At 70.8% G+C, this 16,737-nt stretch carries 17 protein-coding genes; 11 read left to right on the top strand and 6 right to left on the bottom strand.

Features of this window, described 5'->3' with window-relative positions:
- Positions 1 to 171: 171 nt before the first annotated feature.
- Together ACWEGE_RS17785 and ACWEGE_RS17780 are read right to left on the bottom strand one after the other, a co-directional pair.
- Positions 172 to 2,085, bottom strand: a complete 1,914-nt coding sequence (locus ACWEGE_RS17785; protein ID WP_449661545.1) for an ABC transporter ATP-binding protein — start codon at positions 2,083 to 2,085, stop codon at positions 172 to 174.
- 41 nt (positions 2,086 to 2,126) lie between these two features.
- Positions 2,127 to 2,594 (bottom strand): DUF1579 family protein, encoded by a 468-nt coding sequence (locus ACWEGE_RS17780; RefSeq protein WP_449661544.1) that lies wholly within the window; start codon positions 2,592 to 2,594, stop codon positions 2,127 to 2,129.
- A 49-nt stretch (positions 2,595 to 2,643) separates the two neighbouring features.
- Here ACWEGE_RS17780 and ACWEGE_RS17775 point away from each other — a divergent pair, with 49 nt between their 5' ends.
- Positions 2,644 to 3,090 (top strand): MarR family winged helix-turn-helix transcriptional regulator, encoded by a 447-nt coding sequence (locus ACWEGE_RS17775; protein WP_449661543.1) that lies wholly within the window; start codon positions 2,644 to 2,646, stop codon positions 3,088 to 3,090.
- A 17-nt stretch (positions 3,091 to 3,107) separates the two neighbouring features.
- On the opposite strand, the gene ACWEGE_RS17770 is transcribed toward ACWEGE_RS17775, so the two are convergent.
- A complete protein-coding gene (locus tag ACWEGE_RS17770; RefSeq protein ID WP_449661542.1) occupies positions 3,108 to 3,563 on the bottom strand; it encodes a winged helix-turn-helix transcriptional regulator in 456 nt (151 codons plus the stop codon).
- Positions 3,564 to 3,653: 90 nt separating this feature from the next.
- Between ACWEGE_RS17770 and ACWEGE_RS17765 the strand changes: the two genes are divergently transcribed.
- Positions 3,654 to 4,241 (top strand): dihydrofolate reductase family protein, encoded by a 588-nt coding sequence (locus tag ACWEGE_RS17765; protein ID WP_449661541.1) that lies wholly within the window; start codon positions 3,654 to 3,656, stop codon positions 4,239 to 4,241.
- Positions 4,242 to 4,270: 29 nt separating this feature from the next.
- Positions 4,271 to 4,654, top strand: a complete 384-nt coding sequence (locus ACWEGE_RS17760; protein WP_449661540.1) for a TIGR03618 family F420-dependent PPOX class oxidoreductase — start codon at positions 4,271 to 4,273, stop codon at positions 4,652 to 4,654.
- Between the two features lie 4 nt (positions 4,655 to 4,658).
- Here ACWEGE_RS17760 and ACWEGE_RS17755 read toward each other — a convergent pair whose 3' ends face one another.
- Positions 4,659 to 5,240 carry a TetR/AcrR family transcriptional regulator gene (locus tag ACWEGE_RS17755; RefSeq protein ID WP_449661539.1) on the bottom strand — a complete coding sequence of 194 codons (582 nt, stop codon included), beginning with the start codon at positions 5,238 to 5,240 and terminating at the stop codon, positions 4,659 to 4,661.
- Positions 5,241 to 5,335: 95 nt separating this feature from the next.
- Between ACWEGE_RS17755 and ACWEGE_RS17750 the strand changes: the two genes are divergently transcribed.
- From ACWEGE_RS17750 to ACWEGE_RS17715, 8 genes are all read left to right on the top strand, one after another.
- Positions 5,336 to 7,762, top strand: a complete 2,427-nt coding sequence (locus ACWEGE_RS17750) for a glycoside hydrolase family 3 protein (protein WP_449661538.1) — start codon at positions 5,336 to 5,338, stop codon at positions 7,760 to 7,762.
- Positions 7,763 to 7,914: 152 nt separating this feature from the next.
- Positions 7,915 to 8,817 (top strand): GNAT family N-acetyltransferase, encoded by a 903-nt coding sequence (locus ACWEGE_RS17745; RefSeq protein WP_449661537.1) that lies wholly within the window; start codon positions 7,915 to 7,917, stop codon positions 8,815 to 8,817.
- 82 nt (positions 8,818 to 8,899) lie between these two features.
- Entirely contained in the window at positions 8,900 to 9,325 is a 426-nt protein-coding gene (locus ACWEGE_RS17740; protein WP_449661536.1) for a hypothetical protein, read from the top strand.
- Between the two features lie 31 nt (positions 9,326 to 9,356).
- Positions 9,357 to 10,976: a 2,3-epoxybenzoyl-CoA dihydrolase gene (boxC, locus tag ACWEGE_RS17735; protein ID WP_449661535.1), complete on the top strand. Its 1,620-nt coding sequence runs from the start codon at positions 9,357 to 9,359 to the stop codon at positions 10,974 to 10,976.
- A 5-nt stretch (positions 10,977 to 10,981) separates the two neighbouring features.
- Complete coding sequence (gene boxB / locus ACWEGE_RS17730) at positions 10,982 to 12,403, top strand: benzoyl-CoA 2,3-epoxidase subunit BoxB (protein ID WP_449661534.1); 1,422 nt, start codon at positions 10,982 to 10,984, stop codon at positions 12,401 to 12,403.
- Positions 12,404 to 12,411: 8 nt separating this feature from the next.
- Positions 12,412 to 13,956 carry a benzoate-CoA ligase family protein gene (locus ACWEGE_RS17725; protein WP_449661533.1) on the top strand — a complete coding sequence of 515 codons (1,545 nt, stop codon included), beginning with the start codon at positions 12,412 to 12,414 and terminating at the stop codon, positions 13,954 to 13,956.
- Positions 13,953 to 14,807 carry an amidohydrolase family protein gene (locus tag ACWEGE_RS17720; protein WP_449661532.1) on the top strand — a complete coding sequence of 285 codons (855 nt, stop codon included), beginning with the start codon at positions 13,953 to 13,955 and terminating at the stop codon, positions 14,805 to 14,807. Before ACWEGE_RS17725 ends, ACWEGE_RS17720 begins: the two co-directional genes overlap by 4 nt.
- A 10-nt stretch (positions 14,808 to 14,817) precedes the next feature.
- Positions 14,818 to 15,738: a S41 family peptidase gene (locus ACWEGE_RS17715; protein ID WP_449661531.1), complete on the top strand. Its 921-nt coding sequence runs from the start codon at positions 14,818 to 14,820 to the stop codon at positions 15,736 to 15,738.
- A gap of 30 nt (positions 15,739 to 15,768) precedes the next feature.
- Here the strand turns inward: ACWEGE_RS17715 and ACWEGE_RS17710 are convergent, their stop codons facing one another.
- Complete coding sequence (locus ACWEGE_RS17710; RefSeq protein ID WP_449661530.1) at positions 15,769 to 16,149, bottom strand: VOC family protein; 381 nt, start codon at positions 16,147 to 16,149, stop codon at positions 15,769 to 15,771.
- A 47-nt stretch (positions 16,150 to 16,196) separates the two neighbouring features.
- Positions 16,197 to 16,643, bottom strand: coding sequence for a MarR family winged helix-turn-helix transcriptional regulator (locus ACWEGE_RS17705; protein ID WP_176174478.1), 447 nt, complete (start codon positions 16,641 to 16,643; stop codon positions 16,197 to 16,199).
- Between the last annotated feature and the right edge of the window lie 94 nt (positions 16,644 to 16,737).

Below are 16,737 nucleotides of genomic sequence, written 5' to 3'. Positions count from 1 at the left end.
AGTTCCGCCGCCAATCACGCGAGTTTCGCCGCGAGTCACGCCAGATCCGCCACCGATCACGCGAGTTCCGCGTACCCGACCGGCGAACTCGCGTACCGGAAGGGTCGGCTGGCGTGCCTGCAGGGTCGGTTCGAGTGCCTGGAGGGTCGGCCGGCGAACCGACTGCCTGGGTCAGGGTGGGGTGTTGCGGTAGGCGCGAGCCTGGATCTCGTACAGCTCGTGGTAGACCCCGCCTGCTCGGATCAGGTCGTCGTGGGTGCCCTCCTCGATCAGTCTTCCCTTCTCCAGGACCAGGATGCGGTCCGCCGAGCGGATGTTGGCCAGGCGGTGCGTTACCAGGACCGTGGTGCGGCGGCCGCGGCCTGAGCGGCTCGCGTGCTGAAGGCCGGCGAACACGCGGGCTTCCGCTCGGGCGTCCAGCGCCGCCGTGGGTTCGTCGGCTACCAAAACCGAGGCATCGCGGTAGATGCCGCGGGCGATGCCCATTCGCTGCCACTGGCCGCCGGACAGGTCGTGGCCCTCGTCGAACTTCTTCGACAGGACCGTGTCTTCCCCCGCCGGGAGGGAGCCGATCACCTCGTCCGCGCCCGAATAGTCGACGGCTTCGCGCCACGCCTGCCGCTCCGGGTCCGGGCGGCCGAGGCGGCCGACCGTGATGTTGTTCGCCGCCGTCATCGGCCACTCCGCCGGCTCTTGGGCGATCACCGCGATGTTCTCGTGCACCGACGCCGGATCGGCGCGCGCGAGGTCGACCTCGTCCCAGTGGACCGTGCCCTCGTCCGGCGGGTAGAGGCCGGTGAGGAGCTTGCCGAGGGTGGTCTTGCCCGAGCCGTTCTCGCCGACCAGCGCGACCACCTCGCCGCGCCGGATCGTCAGCGAGACGTCCCGCAGCGCCGGGCTGTCGCGGCCCGGGTACGTGAACGTGACGCCGTCCAGCCGGATCTCGGCCGGGTCGGCGGGCGCTGCCACCGACGCCGGCGGCGGCTGCCGCTTCCGCGACTCCTCGAGCAGCTGGTTGTAGAACCCGATGTAGAAGGAGTCCTCGTACAGCGAGTTGACCGCCCGCATGGTGTTGGACAGCGCGGTGGACGCCGTGCGCATCGCCAGCACCGCCGTGCCGGCCAGCGCCAGCTCCATCGAGCCGGTGTAGAGCAGCCAGCCGAGCACCAGGTACGCGACCGCCGTGCCGAAGCCGGCCGCCGCCCGCCCGCTGGTGCGCACCAGGTTGCTCCGGTGCGCCAGCCGGATCTCCTCGCGCGTGAGGCTCCGCGAGATGCGCCGGTACTCGCCGAGCAGCGGCTCCTGCAGCGTCAAAGCGTGGCGCTCGAGGGCCATCGAGCGCCAGGTGGCGACCTCTTCGACGACCGACTTGCGGATGTTGCGCCCGACGGTGTCCAGGAAGTGCCGGTAGTTCAGCTTCGCGACGCGCGCGGCGGCCCAGCCGTCGGCCGCCGCGGCGAGCAGCAGCACCGGGGCCAGCCACGGGTTGAGCAGCCCGGCGGTGACCATCGCCGCCGCCAGCGAGATCACCGACGACGTCAGGTCGGCCAGCCGCCGCAGGCTCGTTTCGATGGCCCGCACCCCGAACCGCGCGCCCTGCCGGGCCAGCTCCCGGAAGTCCGCGTCCTCGAACGCGATCAGCCCGACGCGCACGACCGCGGCCGTGACCGCGTCGTCCGCCGCCGCGGTGACCCGTGGCCGCAGCGCCCCTTCGACGGCGGCCACCGCCGCGTCCAGCAACGCGCGCGCCGCGTACGACCCGGTGACGACCGCGATCGCCGGCAGCGACTGGAGCACCCGATCCGGTGTCGGGCCCTGTTCGAGCAGCGCCGTGAAGACGTTCGCGGTGGCGAGCAGCCCGAACGCCGTGACGCAGCCGGAGACGACGTGCACGAAGGCGGCCAGCAGCGTCAGCCGCGGCGACGTGCGCCACGCCAGCCGCAGCACGACCGAGATCGCCGTGGGCAGCGTGCGCACGGCCTGGCCGAAGCCCGCGGCGGCCACGCGTTCGTCCACGCGGGCCCACTCGGGCATCTTGACGTTCTCGACCCCGATCAGCGGGGGCGGGTCGGCGGTTCCGGTCACGCCTCCATCAGTACTCCGGGGGTCCGACAGTTTCCGGTCCGCTACTGGCCCGTCCGGGTGTACCTGGCCCGCAGAAACGGGCTGTACGCTGGGTTTTCACCCATCCGGACGTCGATCTCGTGCGTCAGCGTCCCGCCCTCGGGGGTGAGCCGGTGCCGCGCGATCCCGCGCGCGGTCCGCTTCTCCAGGGTCAGGGTCGCCCCGGTCCAGGCGCCGCGCGCGGGTGACTCGGGCGGGAAACCGTAGCTGTCGAAGCCGTACCAGAGCGTCTCGCCGGTGGCCGGGTCGGCGGTGAAGACGTTGTGGCCGAGGAACTCCGACCCGTCCTCGCGGCGCTGCCGGTAGTGCTGGACCACGGCGAAACCGTTGAGGGCCAACCGGTAGGCACACTCGGCGGACGCGGTCGAGGCCGGCGCCCACGGCGAGGCGGCGAGTTCCTCGGTGCCGGTCCAGTCGCCGACGAACGCCTTCAGCGCGTCGTGCGCGGGGCCGAGGCGGGGCATGTCCATGGTCGTCTCCATTTCGACAGGTGCCTGTCGATGTGCGAGACTAGCACGCATGCGGTCGCCCCGAGCCGAAACGTTCACCCGCGTGATCGACGCCGTCTTCGCGTGCAACGGCGGCTTCCTCGCCGCGGGCGACGCGCTCACCGGGCCGGTCGGGCTGACCGCGGCGCAGTGGCAGGTGCTCGGCTTCCTCGAGGACGGCCCGGCGACCGCCGCCGAGGTGGCCCGCCGCCGCGGGCTGCGCCGCCAGAGCGTGCAGGAGACGGTGAACCGGTTGCTGCGCAACGGAATGCTCGACCGCCTCCCGAACCCCGCCGACGCGCGGGCGCCGCTGCTGTCGCTGACGCGGCGGGCGCGGGCGGCGATGCGGGAACTGGGCGCGGCGCAGGTCGCATGGGCGGAGGAAGCCGCGGCCGAGGTGCCGCTGGAGGATCTGGAGACGACGCTGCGCACGCTCCGGCGGTTGCGGGAAGTGGTGGGCCGGCCGCGGCTGCCGTGATCCGCGGCCCGGCGTGCTCAGCCGGCCGAGCCGGGCCCGGCCAGCAATTCGACGTCGTTGGCGTGCATCGGCTCGCCGCAGTGGGCGCAGCGCAGGTCGACGCGGCTGATCTCGCCGCACGCGTGGTGGCGGTAGAGCACCGGCGGCCCCGCCTCGCCCGCCAGCCACTTGTCGCCCCAGCGGGTCATCACCATCAGCATGTCGACCAGCTCGGTGCCCTTCTCGGTCAGGACGTACTCGTAGCGCGGACGGCGGTCGTACGGGCGGCGCTCCAGGACGCCGGAGCCGACCAGGTGGTTCAGCCGCTCGGTGAGCACCTTGCGCGAGATGCCGAGATCCGCCTGGAGCTGCTCGAACCGGCTGAACCCGGCCCACACGTCCCGCAGGATCAGCGGCGACCAGGGTTCGCCGATGACGTCGAGCGTGCGCGCGATCGAGCACGCGGCCAGTTCGCTGAAGTTCGTGCGCTGCATGAGCCGAGTTTAGCATTCGGGGTTCCCTTAGGGAACTTCGACTGCTACGGTTCTGGAGTCTCCTGAAGGAACCCAGAAGGGAATGCCACGATGAGCAAGGTCTTCAGCGCCCACGCCGTGTCGGTCGACGGCTACATCACCGGCCGCGGCGCCCGTCCCGGCCAGGGCCTCGGCGACGGCGGGACGCTCTTCGACTGGTACTCCGACGGGGACACCCAGAGCAGCGTCTTCGACTTCTTCGAGCTCAGCGAGCCGAGCGCCCGCGTCTTCGACTCGCTCGCCGGCCGGGTCGGCGCGATCGTGGCGGGCCGCAACACCTACGAAGACTCGGAGCGCTTCGGCGGCGGCAGCCCGCACCCGGACGCCCCGCTGTTCCTGGTCAGCCACCGGCCCGCGCCGGAGCTGACCGAGCGGCAGACGCTCGTCGGCAACGTCGAAGACGCGATCGCGGCGGCCCGCGAGGCGGCCGGCGGCAAGGACGTCGGCCTGATGGGCGGCGGCGTGCTGACCTCGGCGCTGCAGGCCGGCCTGGTCGACGAGATCGTGCTCCACCAGGTCCCGGTCCTGCTCGGCGGCGGCCGGTCGTTCTTCCGGGAGCTGCCCGCGCACGTGCGGCTGGACCTGGTCGAGGCCGTGGCCGCGCCCGGCGTCACCCATCTCCACTACGCCGTCGCCTGAACCCCCTTCAACCCACCAAGGAGCCCACCATGCTCGACGCCGACGTCCGCCGCATCCTCGCCACCACCGCGATCGGTCACCTCGCCACCGTCCTGCCCGACGGCGCGCCGCACTCGGTGCCGGTCTGGGTCGACCCGGAGGGCGACCGCATCGCCATCCTGACCGGCCCGGACTCGCGCAAGGCCCGCAACCTGCGCCGCGATCCGCGGGTCGCGCTCTCGCTGACCCCGGTGGACAACCCGTTCGAGCCGGTGATCATCCGCGGCCGGGTGGCCGAGTGGCTCGAGGGGGACGCCGCATGGGCGATCGTGGACCGGATCGCGACCAAGTACATCGGCGGGCCGTACTCGCGCGAGCAGCAGCGGGTCGTGGCGCTGATCGAGGTCGACCGGCAGAGCGTGGGGATGCGCTGAGGAGTCAGTCCGGCTTGACCCCCAGCAGGTTCAGGAACGTGCGGAACCCGGCCGACATGTCGACTTCCGCCGGGTCCAGGAGCCACTGCAGCTGCAAGCCGTCGAGGAGCGCGATGGCCAGCGGGGCCAGCTGCTCCGGCGTGGTTCCCGGCGGGAGTTCGTCGCGGTGGCGCTCGAGCATCTGGGCCATGCCCGCGCGGACCCGGGCGTAGCGGTCCTGGAAGTACTTCCGGGCCGGGTGGTCTTCCGTGACGCTGTCCGCCGAAAGCACCGTGTACGTCTGGACGACGCCCGGGCGGGTCGCGTTGTAGTCGACCAGGTCCGCCAGCTGGTTCACCGTCATCGACGACGGGTCGCCCGCCGGGGCGTGGCCGAAGTGCAGCAGGTCCCACTCGTCGCGGGTCTCCAGCACCGCGGTCAGCAGGTCTTCCTTGGTGGGGAAGTAGTGCATCAGCCCCTGCTGCGTCAGCCCGACGCGCTCGGCCACCGCGGCCAGGGACGTGCCTCGGTAGCCGCGCTCGGCGATCACCTCGAACGCCGCGCGGACGATGCCTGCTCGGCGGTCGGCGCCTCTGGCCCGGGTCATGATCCCGAGCCTACGGCAGAAAGTGTCACGGAAGCATAACTTTCACTACTCTTCGCCAGGTAGGGTGTCGGCAGGACCGACCGCGGAGGATGCCCATGAGCTTCGACGTCGAAGCGCTGCTGGCCGAACTCGACCTGGACGCCAAGGCGAGCCTGCTCGCCGGCCAGGACGTCTGGTCGCTCCCCGCGCTGCCGCGGATCGGGCTCGCCTCGCTGGTGCTCTCCGACGGCCCGGTCGGCGTCCGTGGAACGCGCTGGAGCCCGGACGACCCCTCGGTGACCCTGCCCAGCCCGACCGCGCTCGCCGCGAGCTGGGACCCGCGCCTGGCCGTCGAAGCCGGCCGCCTGCTCGCGCAGGAGGCCCGGCGCAAGGGCGTGCACGTGCTGCTCGCCCCGACGGTCAACCTCCACCGCTCGCCGCTGGGCGGACGCCACTTCGAGTGCTACTCCGAAGACCCCCTCCTCACCGGGATGATCGGCGCCGGCTACGTGACCGGCGTGCAGGACGGCGGGGTCGCCGTCACGGTCAAGCACTTCGTGGCCAACGACTTCGAGACCGAACGCTTCACCGTCGATGTGCTCGTCGGCGAGCGCGCGCTGCGCGAGCTCTACCTCGCGCCGTTCGAACTCATCGTCCGGCGCGCGAAGCCGTGGGGGATCATGGCCGCCTACAACGGTGTCAACGGCGTCACGATGACCCAGCACGCCGAGCTGCTCAACGGCGTGCTGCGCGAGGAATGGGGCTTCGACGGCTTCGTCGTCTCCGACTGGCTGGCCGCGCGCGACACCGTCGCCTCCGCCAACGGCGGCCTCGACGTGGCCATGCCCGGCCCCCGCACGGTGTTCGGCGAACGGCTCGCCGAAGCCGTTCGCGGCGGCGAAGTCGACGAAGCCGTGGTCGACGCCATGGTGCGCCGCGTGCTCCTGCTCGCCCACCGGACCGGCGCGCTCGGCGACGGGCCCGCGGCGAAAGAGTCCGATGTGGACGGCGACACGATCGCGCGCGAGGTTGCGCGCCGGTCGTTCGTGCTGCTCCGCAACGAAACCGGCCTGCTGCCCCTGCAGGAACCGCAGAGCATCGCGCTCATCGGCGCGCTCGCCGCGGACCCGAAGATCCTGGGTGGTGGCAGCGCCACCGTGTTCCCCGACCACGTCATCTCCCCTCTGGACGGCCTGAAAGCGGCCGTTCCGCCGGGCACCGAGCTGGCCTACGCCCCTGGTGCCGATCCGCGCATGACGTTACCGACCGCCACCGACAGTTTCCGGCTCCGCGCGACGGCCCGAGCGGCCGACGGCACCGAACTCGCGCAGTTTTCCTTGCGCACAGCCAGGATCGACTGGATCGGCGAACTGCCCGCCGGGCTCGACATCGGCACGCTCGCCTCGGTCGAGATCGCCGGCACGTTCGTCCCGGAGACCGGCGGCGCGCACACCTTCGGCATCACCGGTCCCGGCGACCTGCGCCTCACCGTCGCCGGGCAGACCCTCTTCGACGGCGTGAACCTGCCCGAGGGCGGGGACATCTTCACGTCCGTCATGCAGGTCCACGAGCAGCGGCGGGAGATCGAGCTGGCCGCGGGCGAGCCGGTCGAGGTCAGCCTGACCTACTGGATCCCGTCGGAGATGGCGGAGTTCGCCCGGGGGACCTTCGCCTGGGTCACCTTCGCGCTCGGCCACCGCGGCCCGGTCCTCGACCCGGACGCGAGCCTCGAGGAGGCCGTGGCGCTGGCGGCGAAGTCGGAGGTCGCCGTCGTCGTGGTCGGGACGACCGCCGAGGTCGAAAGCGAGGGCTTCGACCGGACTTCCCTCGCGCTGCCGGGACGTCAGGACGAACTCGTCGCACGGGTCGCCGAAGCGAACCGGAACACCGTCGTGGTGGTCAACGCGGGCTCCCCGGTGGAGATGCCGTGGCGCGACGACGTCGCCGCGGTGCTGCTCACCTGGTTCCCCGGCCAGGCCGGCGGCGACGCGCTCGCCGACGTCCTCCTCGGCCGCGAAGAGCCCGGCGGCCGCCTGCCGACGACCTGGCCGGCGAAGCTCGAAGACGCACCGGTCACCGAGGTGACGCCGGTGGGAGGCGTGCTCGAGTACGGCGAAGGCGTGTACGTCGGCTATGGCGCCTGGGCCCGCACCGACCGGCAACCCGCGTACTGGTTCGGCCACGGCCAGGGCTACACGACCTGGAAGTACGAAGAGCTCGACGCCTACCCGGACGAGGAAGGCGGCGCGCGCGTCCGGGTCCGCATACGCAACACCGGACCGCGCAGGGGCCGCGAAGTCGTCCAGCTCTACCTCGTCCCGACCGAACGCGGCGACCGGCCGCACCGGTGGCTGGCCGGGTTCGCGAGCCTCGAAGCCGGGCCCGGCGACGTCGTGGAGGCCGACATCGCGGTCGCCGCGCGGGCGGCCGAGGTCTGGAACGACGGCTGGCAGCACATCGCGGGCGAGTACGTCGTCGAGGCGTCGCACTCCTACGCCGAACCCCGGCTGAGCACGCGCGTGGTGCTCCAGAAAATACGTTGATCACCGCGGGCGGACCCTCTAAGGTCTCCGGCAGGCACCTTGACCGGCGAAAGGAGGTGGGACCGATGATCACGCAACCGATCACGCGCTCCCACCTCGCAGCGAGGGTGCCGGCTGTCTGACCGGGAGCGCGTACTCCTGGAAGGATCTCCATGACCGATCTGGTCATCCGCCCGCTCGAAGCGGGCGAAGAAGCACTGTTCACCTCCCTGCCCGACCGCGGTCTCGTCGGCCGCAAGCTGCTCGGCGACGACTTCATCGAGATGGCCGAGCGTGGCGAATACCCGCCCGAGCGGGTCTGGGTCGCGCTGCGCGACGACGTCGTCGTGGCCCGCGCCGCTTGGTGGGCCAAGAGCCTCGACGACGACCCGGTCGCCCTGGACTGGTTCGACTTCACCGACTTCGACGCGGCCGTCCAGCTGCTGAAAACCGCACCGCTGCGCGCCGAATACGCGCTGCACGCGCCGCCGGGGTGGCGGGACGACCCGGAGGTCGCGGCCGAGGTCGACGGCCGGGTCGAAGCGGCCGAGAAGGCGGGCTACCGCAAGCTCGTCGAGCGCTACCGCTTCCGCTGGACGCCGGAAAACGGGCTGCCGGAGAAGACCGGTCGGCTCGAGTTCCGGCCGGAGCCGGACGACGACGTCATCCTCGACGTCTTCAAGCGGGTGCACGTCGGCAGCCTCGACGCGCACGTGCGGAAGACCGTCGAGGAGCACGGCATCGACGCGGCCGCGCAGGAGGACCTCGACATCATGAAGTGGATGCCGGGGCCGCGGGACTGGTGGCGGCTGGCGTACACCCCCGAAGGCGAACTGGTCGGTCTCGTCCTGCCGAGCCGCAACGTCTACGACCCGGTGATCGGTTACGTGGCCGTGGTCCCGGAGCACCGGGGCCACGGCTACGCGTACGACCTGCTGGTCGAGGCGACACACGACCTCGTCGGGTACGGCGCGGACCGGATCGTCGCGGGCACCGACGTCGGCAACGTCCCGATGGCGAAGACGTTCGCCAAGGCGGGCTACCCGGTCGCGCAGCACCGCATCGACTTCGTCTGACGACCCGGGGCGGCCGTGTCTTGCCCGGCGCGGCCGCCCCGCGGTACCGTCGCTAGAGCGATCTATCAAATCGGGGGCGTCGATGGACCAGGGACTCGTACCGCTTCGCCTGATCCTCGGCTTCTCGCTGCTCAGCACCGCGATCCACTACGCGCACAACGCCATCCGGTATGCGGACTACCCGCAGCTGCAGGGCATCACGCCGCTCGTCGGCGGCATCGTCGTCGCCGCCACCTGGGTGCTGCTCACGGCGTTCGGCTGGCTCGGCTACCGCGCGTACACGCAACGCAGGTACCCGCGAGCGCTGGCCTTCCTCATGGTCTATTCGCTGGCCGGGATGGTCACCCTCGGCCACTTCCTGGCCGGCGTCCCGCGCATCCCGGCGTTCTGGTTCGCGACGATCTTCACCGACGCCGCGGCCGGGCTGGCACTCTGGGGGTTCCTCGTCTGGGCGTGGGCCGCGGTCAACCGGGTGACCACCCGAGATCAAGTTTCTACACAACATTGACCTCCGTCTGACTCATGTAGACAATCGAGGAGTGACCACCAGCACACCGGTTGCCTTCGACCGCCGTCCCGACGAGTACCGCCACTGGCGGCTGCGGGTCGACGGGGAGGTGGCCTGGCTGGAGCTGGACGTCGACGAGCAGGGTGGCTTGGTTCCGGGGTACGAGCTCAAGCTCAACTCCTACGACCTCGGCGTCGACATCGAGCTGTACGACGCCACGCAGCGGCTGCGGTTCGAGCACCCCGAGGTCCGCGTGGTCATCGTGACCAGCGCCAAGGAGAAGGTGTTCTGCGCCGGCGCGAACATCCGCATGCTCGCGGCGTCGGAGCACCACTGGAAGGTGAACTTCTGCAAGTTCACCAACGAGACCCGCAACGGCATGGAGGACGCCACCGAGCACTCCGGCCAGGTCTACGTGGCCGCGGTGAACGGCACCTGTGCCGGCGGCGGCTACGAAATCGCGCTGGCCTGCGAAAAGATCTTCCTGATCGACGACAACTCCTCGACCGTCGCGCTGCCCGAGGTGCCGCTGCTCGGCGTGCTGCCCGGCACCGGCGGCCTCACCCGGGTCGTCGACAAGCGACGGGTGCGCCGCGACCTCGCCGACGTCTTCGCGACGCGCCCGGACGGCGTCAAGGGCAAGACGGCGGTCGACTGGCGCCTGGTCGACGAACTGGTGCCCCGCCAGGACTTCCGCGAGAAGGTCCTCGAAAAGGCGCGGGAACTGGCCCGCGAATCCGGCAAGCAAGCCGACCACGGCATCGAGCTGACCCCGCTGGCACATCGCCATGTCGACATCGAGGTCGAGAAGGACCAGGCCACGATCACCATCAGGGGCCCGGAAAACGACCCCGGTGACCTGCACGAAGAGGGCGCCGACGGCTGGTTCCTCGCCATGACCCGCGAGCTCGACGACGCCATTCTGCGGCTGCGCACCAACGAGGTCGAAGCCGGCACTTGGATCCTGCGTACGCAAGGCGACCCGGCGAAGGTGCGCGCGCACGAAGAGGCCGTACTGGGGCAGAAGGACTGGCTCGCCAACGAGATCACGCACTACTTCAAGCGCACGCTCAAACGCCTCGACGTCACCAGCCGCAGCCTGATCGCGCTCATCGAGCCGGGCAGCTGCTTCACCGGCGCGCTGCTGGAGATCGCGCTGGCCGCGGACCGCCAGTACATCCTGGACGGCCCGCCGATCGACGACGAGGACTCCGAAGAACGTGCGTCCATCCAGCTGACCGACGCCAACTTCGGTGCGTTCCCGATGGGCAACGGCCTGACCCGGCTCCAAGCGCGCTTCTACGGCGACGACGACCACCTCGCCTGGCTCGCCCGCGAGAAGAACCGCGCACTGACCCCCGCCGAAGCCCTCGAACTCGGCCTGGTCACCGACGCCCCGGACGACCTCGACTGGGAGGACGAGATCCGGATCGCCCTCGAAGGCCGGGCGTCGCTCTCCCCGGACGCGCTCACCGGGATGGAGGCCAACCACCGGTTCGTCGGCCCCGAGACCATCGAGACGAAGATCTTCGGCCGGCTGGCGGCTTGGCAGAACTGGATTTTCACCCGGCCGAACGCATCCGGGCCGGAAGGCGCGCTGCGCCGTTACGGTACGGGGCAGAAGGCCGTCTTCGACAGGAAGCGGGTCTAGCGCAGATGCCCGAGCAGATCGACTACGACGCGAAGATCCCCAACAACGTCAACCTCTCCGAAGACCGCAGGCTCCAGCGGGCGCTGGAAGGCTGGCAGCCGAAGTTCATGCACTGGTGGTCGGAAATGGGGCCGACGCTGGAGACCCACGGCGTCTACCTGCGCACCGCCGTCAGCGTGGGCCGCGAGGGCTGGGCGCACTTCGACCACGTCAACGTCCCCGACTACCGCTGGGGCATCTTCCTCGCCGAGCGCGACCCGGACCGCCGGATCGCCTTCGGCGAGCACAAGGGCGAGCCGGTCTGGCAGCAGGTGCCCGGCGAATACCGCGCCGACCTGCAGCGGCTGATCGTTATCCAGGGCGACACCGAACCGGCGTCGGTCGAGCAGCAGAAGCTGCTCGGCCTGACCGCGCCGAGCCTCTACGACCTGCGGAACCTCTTCCAGGTCAACGTCGAAGAAGGCCGGCACCTGTGGGCGATGGTGTACCTGCTGCATGCGTACTTCGGCCGCGAAGGCCGTGACGAGGCCGAAGGGCTGCTGCTGCGCAACTCCGGTAGTCCCGACGCGCCCCGCATCCTCGGCGCGTTCAACGAGGAAACCGCCGACTGGCTGGCGTTCTACATGTTCACCTACTTCACCGACCGCGACGGGAAGTACCAGCTCGGCACGCTCAAGGAGTCCTCCTTCGACCCGCTCTCGCGCACCTGCGAGTTCATGCTCAAGGAAGAAGCGCACCACATGATGGTCGGCACCACCGGCGTCGACCGCGTGGTGACCCGCAGCGCCGAGCTGATCCGCGAGCACGACACCTACGACATCGGCCCGCACGGCGGCATCCCGCTGGACATCATCCAGAAGTACATCAACTTCCACTACACGGTGTCCCTGGACCTGTTCGGCAGCGAGACGTCGACGAACGCGGCGAACTACTACACCGCCGGGCTCAAGGGCCGCTGGCAGGAAACCCGTCGCAAGGACGACCACAAGCTCACCGAGGACGCCCGCACGCTGGAACGGCCGAACGGCGACGGCACCTGGACCACCGAAGAGCTGCAGGCGATCCTGCTGCTGAACCTCGACCTGCGCAGCGAGTACGTGGCCGACTGCCAGACCGGCGTGAAACGCTGGAACAAGATCCTCGCCGACGCCGGGATCGACCACGCGTTCCGGTTGCCGCACCCTGGCTTCAACCGCGAAGTGGGCATAAACTCCGGCCACCACGTCACTCCCGACGGCACCATCGTCGACGAGGCGACCTGGGAGGCGGGCAAACGCAAGTGGCTGCCCACGACCGAAGACCTCACGTTCGTCCGTTCGCTGATGCACCCGGTGTACGAGCGGGGGAAGATCGCGAGCTGGGTCGCGCCGCCGCGGCAGGGCATCAACGGCAAGCCCGTCGACTACGAGTACGTGTACCTCACGTAGGAGGCCTGGTGGCGACAGGGTTCAACGCGGCGGAGTACCTGCTGCGGGCCGGGCACCCGGACGCGACAGCGGTCGTGTCGCCCCGCCGTTCGCTGACCTACGCCGAGCTCGCCGAGGAGTCCCGGCGCGTCGCCGGCGGGCTCGCCGAACTCGGGGTGCGGCCCGAAGAACGGGTCATGTTCTGCATGGTCGACGACGTCGAGCTGCTCACCGGCATCCTCGGCGCGATGCTGGCCGGCGCGGTCGCGGTCCCGGTGTCGACCATGGTCACCGGGCCGGAGCTGGGCCAGGTGCTGGCCGACTCGCGGGCGCGCGTGCTGTGCGTGTCGGGGGAGTTCGCCGGGCAGGCGCAGACGGCGCTGGAGCTGGCCCCCGAGGTCACCGACGTCGTGCTCGACCGCTGCGACGCGGCCGGGTTCGGCGTCCGGACGCACGACTGGCCGTCGCTGGCCGGGCCGGTCCCCGATGGACGGACGTGGGAGGACTCGCCCGCCCTGTGGCTGTACACCTCCGGCACCACGGGGCAGCCGAAGGGCGCGATGCACCGGCACGCGAGCATCCGCGCGGTCTGCGAGACGTACGCGCGCGGAGTGCTCGCGACGACGCCGTCGGACCGGTTCCTGTCCGTGCCGAAGCTGTTCTTCGCCTACGGCTTGGGGAATTCGTGCTTCTTCCCGCTCGGTGCGGGCGGGACGACGTTGCTGGAGCCTTCGCGGCCGACACCCGCGTTGTTCGCCGGCCGGGCTCGTGAGGAGCGGCCGTCACTGTTCTTCGCGGTCCCGACGTTCTACGCGGCCCTGCTCGCCAGCGACGTCCCGGACGACTCGTTTTCTTCGGTGCGGTACGCGGTTTCGGCGGGCGAGCCGCTGCCCGCGTCGCTGTTCGAACGGTTCCGCGCCCGCTTCGGGCTGGAGATCCTCGACGGCATCGGGTCGACCGAGGCGCTGCACATCTTCCTGTCGAACCAGCCGGGTTCGGTGCGGCCGGGCAGCACCGGCGTCCCCGTGCCGGGGTATTCCGTGCAGCTCCGCGACGAAGCCGGGGCGGTGATCGACGCCGCCGGCCGGCCGGGCGAGCTGTTCGTGGCCGGACCGTCGACGGCGACCGGCTACTGGGCCCGGTACGACGCGACGAAGCTCGTCTTCCAGGGCGAGTGGCTGCGCACCGGTGACAGCTACGTCCGCAACGAAGACGGCACCTACAGCTGCCTCGGCCGGTTCGGGGACATGCTGAAGGCGGGCGGGATCTGGGTGTCACCGTCCGAAGTGGAGGAACGGCTCCGGCAGCACCCGGCGGTGGCCGAGGTCGCGGTGGTCGCCGCGCCGGACGCCGACGGCATCGACAAACCGGTGGCGTGCGTGGTCGCGGCGCCCGGCTTCGCGGTCGACCCGGCCGAGCTGATCGAGTTCTGCCGCGAGGGGCTCGCGGCGTTCAAGCGGCCTCGCGGGGTGGTCGAACTGGCCGAGCTGCCGAAGACGGCGACCGGCAAGATCCGCCGCAACGTGATCCGCGAGCAGGTCCGCGACGTGCTGCGGGTGGTGCCGAGCCCGTGATCGACGGGCACTTCGTGGTCGACGCGCACGTCCACGCGCCGCGGCTGCCGACGCTGAAACCCGCGTGGCTGCAGTGGGCGCACGACTTCGCCGGGACGTACCCGTGGCGTTCGGTGTACTCGGCTTCGGGGGACGTGGTTCCGTCCGCAATGGACGAACTGATGGAGTCCGAAGGCGTCGACCGCGTGCTGCTGTTCTGCGAGTACAGCCCGCGCGCGACCGGGATCCAGCCGATCGAGGACAACCTGCCGCTGGTCTCCGTCAACCCGGAGAGGTTCCGGCTGGTGGCGAACGTGAATCCGTACGTCCACCACCCGGCGGCGGCGGAGGTCGAGCGGCAGCTGGAGCTGGGCGCGGTGGCGCTGAAGATCCACCCGGTGCACGGCGCGTTCTCGCCGGCGGACAAGGAGCTGTACCCGGTCTACCAGCTGTGCCTCGAACGCGGGGTGCCGGTGATCCTCCACTCGGGAACGTCGAGCTTCCCGGGCTCCCGCACCAGTTTCGGCAACCCGGAGCTGCTGTCCGATGTGGTCGAGGACTTCCCTTCGCTGCAGTTCGTCTTCGCCCACGGCGGTCGCGGCTGGTGGTACGACGTCGCCGCGTTCCTGGCGCTGGCGCGCGAGAACGTGTGGCTCGACCTCGCCGGGCTGCCGCCGAAGAAGCTGCCGGAGTACTACCGGCGGTTCGACTTCGCGCGGCTGGCGGGGAAGTTCGTGTTCGGGACGGACTGGCCGGGCGTGCCTTCGGTGGCCGCCAACGTCCGGACGCTCATCGGGCTGGGTTTGCCGGATGACGTGCTGAGCGGGGTGCTGTCCGGGAACGCGATCAAGCTGATGCCGTCACTGGCGTAACCTGGCCCTTATGGGGGGTCGAGTTTCGCTGTTGGTGACCGCGCTCGTGCTCTTCTGCGCGGGCGGCGCTGCCGGAGTCCGGCCGCACACGCCGGCCGAGTTCCTCGACCGGACGATCGCGCTGATCCGGGCGCAGTCCATCGATTCGGCGCAGGTCGACTGGCCGCGCGTCGAAGCTCGGGCGGCCTACCTCGCGCGGGGCGCGCGGGCCGATATCGGGACGCTGAAGGCACTCGAGTACGTGGTCAGCGAGCTGCACGACCCGCACACGATCCTGCTCTACCCCGGGCACGACATCGCCGGGGAGGGCGAGGTCCCCACGGCGCGAACCGAAGGCGGGGTCGCCACCCTCCGCCTCCCCGGTGTGGGCCCCGACGAAGCCGCGGCACGCCGCTACCTCGACGCGGGGTTCGCGGCGCTGGCCGGTGCGTCTTCGGCCTGCGGCTGGATCGTCGACCTGCGGGCGAACCACGGCGGCTCGATGTTCCCGATGCTCACGGTGCTCGCTCCGGTGCTCGGCGACGGCCCGGTCGGATCGTTCGTCACCAGGGACGGCGGGCGGACGGCGTGGGAAATCCACGACGGGCAGTTCTGGCTCGACGGCCGGTCCGCGTCCGCCCGGCCCAACCCCGTGGAACTGCCGCGGCGGCCGATCGCGGTACTGACCTCAGGCGAAACCGTCAGCTCCGGGGAAGCGACGCTGGTGGCGACGCGCGGGATCGCACGCTCGTTCGGCGCCCCCACGGCGGGGTACGCGACCGGCAACGACGCCGTCGACCTCGGCGGAGGCGTCACCCTGCTGCTCACCGTGGCTCGCGACGTCGACCGGACCGGGCGGGTCCACGGCAACACCCCGATCCCGCCGGACCAGCCCGCCGCCGATGCCGAGGCCGCGGCGAAGGAGTGGTTGCGCACGCGGGGGTGCCGGTAACCGGGCCGGCACCCCCGCGCCCCCAGCAGGTCAGCCCATGACCTCGTGCAGGCAGAGCACGTTGCCTTCGGAGTCGTTGAACCAGGCCGCCCGCTCGTTGCCCAGCTGGGCGATGTGGTCGACCGTCTTCAGGCCTTCCAGCTCGAAGTCCTGGAACCGCACGCCGCGGTCCTCCAGGGCCTTGACTTCGGCGGGCAGGTCGCCGACTTCGAAGCTCAGTGCCGTGTTCTCGCTCTGCGAGCCGGCCGGCATCGGGCGGAGGCCGATGGCCCCGCCGGCCGCCGAGAAGTAGAGGGTTCCGTCTTCGCCCTTCCCCGTCTGCTTCAGGCCGAGGGAGTCCGCGTAGAAGTGGCCGGCGCGTTCACTGTCGGTCACCGGAAGCATCGTCGTGATGGTCGATTCGGTCAACATGGCTCAATGGTGCGCCGTCACACCCACCCGGCGTGACCTCGACTTTTTCAACGGTCGGCGTTGAACGCGCGCAGTGTCCTCATCGCTTCGGCGAGTGCCGGGGCGTCCTCACCGAGCGGGGTCAGCACGATCCGCCGCAGGATGTCCGCGGCGGCCGCACGGGCCTTGTTCGCCACGTCCAGGCCGTGCTCGGTCAGCGACGCGAACGTGACGCGCCGGTCGTCGGGGCTGGGGATCCGGCAGATCAGGTCGGCCGCCACCAGGCGGTCCGCCACCTTGGTGAACCCGCCGCTCGACAGCGCGGCCTCGGTGGCCAGGCGGGTCATCGGCATCCGGTGCTCGGGTGAGCGCACGAGCCGCAGCAGGATGTCGAACGACGCGGGCGCGAGCCCGAAGCGCTCGGCGATCTCGCCCATCAGCCTGTCCTGGGTGGCCAGGTAACCCTCGATGACCAGGCCCCACCAGGTGACGATCTCGTCGTCGTCGGTGTCCACGGCGCGGAGTTTACCGCAACACCTCGCCGGAATACTTCTTCCGAGAAAGATGTCAGCCCATTTGTACGAACCATATACCGGCCATCCCTACGAT

Source organism: Amycolatopsis sp. NPDC004747, assembly GCF_053601335.1.
Note: the sequence above shows the minus strand (reverse complement) of the source record. Positions and strands in the feature narration are given on the sequence as shown.

What these genes read in the sequence shown, in the direction of transcription:
- ACWEGE_RS17715 (WP_449661531.1), top strand. Translation starts at nt 14,818, where the DNA reads ATGGGGGGTCGAGTTTCGCTGTTGGTGACCGCGCTCGTGCTCTTCTGC.
- ACWEGE_RS17710 (WP_449661530.1), bottom strand. Translation starts at nt 16,149, where the DNA reads ATGTTGACCGAATCGACCATCACGACGATGCTTCCGGTGACCGACAGT.
- ACWEGE_RS17770 (WP_449661542.1), bottom strand. Translation starts at nt 3,563, where the DNA reads ATGCAGCGCACGAACTTCAGCGAACTGGCCGCGTGCTCGATCGCGCGC.
- ACWEGE_RS17775 (WP_449661543.1), top strand. Translation starts at nt 2,644, where the DNA reads ATGCGGTCGCCCCGAGCCGAAACGTTCACCCGCGTGATCGACGCCGTC.
- boxB (WP_449661534.1), top strand. Translation starts at nt 10,982, where the DNA reads ATGCCCGAGCAGATCGACTACGACGCGAAGATCCCCAACAACGTCAAC.
- ACWEGE_RS17750 (WP_449661538.1), top strand. Translation starts at nt 5,336, where the DNA reads ATGAGCTTCGACGTCGAAGCGCTGCTGGCCGAACTCGACCTGGACGCC.
- ACWEGE_RS17755 (WP_449661539.1), bottom strand. Translation starts at nt 5,240, where the DNA reads ATGACCCGGGCCAGAGGCGCCGACCGCCGAGCAGGCATCGTCCGCGCG.
- ACWEGE_RS17765 (WP_449661541.1), top strand. Translation starts at nt 3,654, where the DNA reads ATGAGCAAGGTCTTCAGCGCCCACGCCGTGTCGGTCGACGGCTACATC.
- ACWEGE_RS17740 (WP_449661536.1), top strand. Translation starts at nt 8,900, where the DNA reads ATGGACCAGGGACTCGTACCGCTTCGCCTGATCCTCGGCTTCTCGCTG.
- ACWEGE_RS17745 (WP_449661537.1), top strand. Translation starts at nt 7,915, where the DNA reads ATGACCGATCTGGTCATCCGCCCGCTCGAAGCGGGCGAAGAAGCACTG.
- ACWEGE_RS17760 (WP_449661540.1), top strand. Translation starts at nt 4,271, where the DNA reads ATGCTCGACGCCGACGTCCGCCGCATCCTCGCCACCACCGCGATCGGT.
- ACWEGE_RS17780 (WP_449661544.1), bottom strand. Translation starts at nt 2,594, where the DNA reads ATGGACATGCCCCGCCTCGGCCCCGCGCACGACGCGCTGAAGGCGTTC.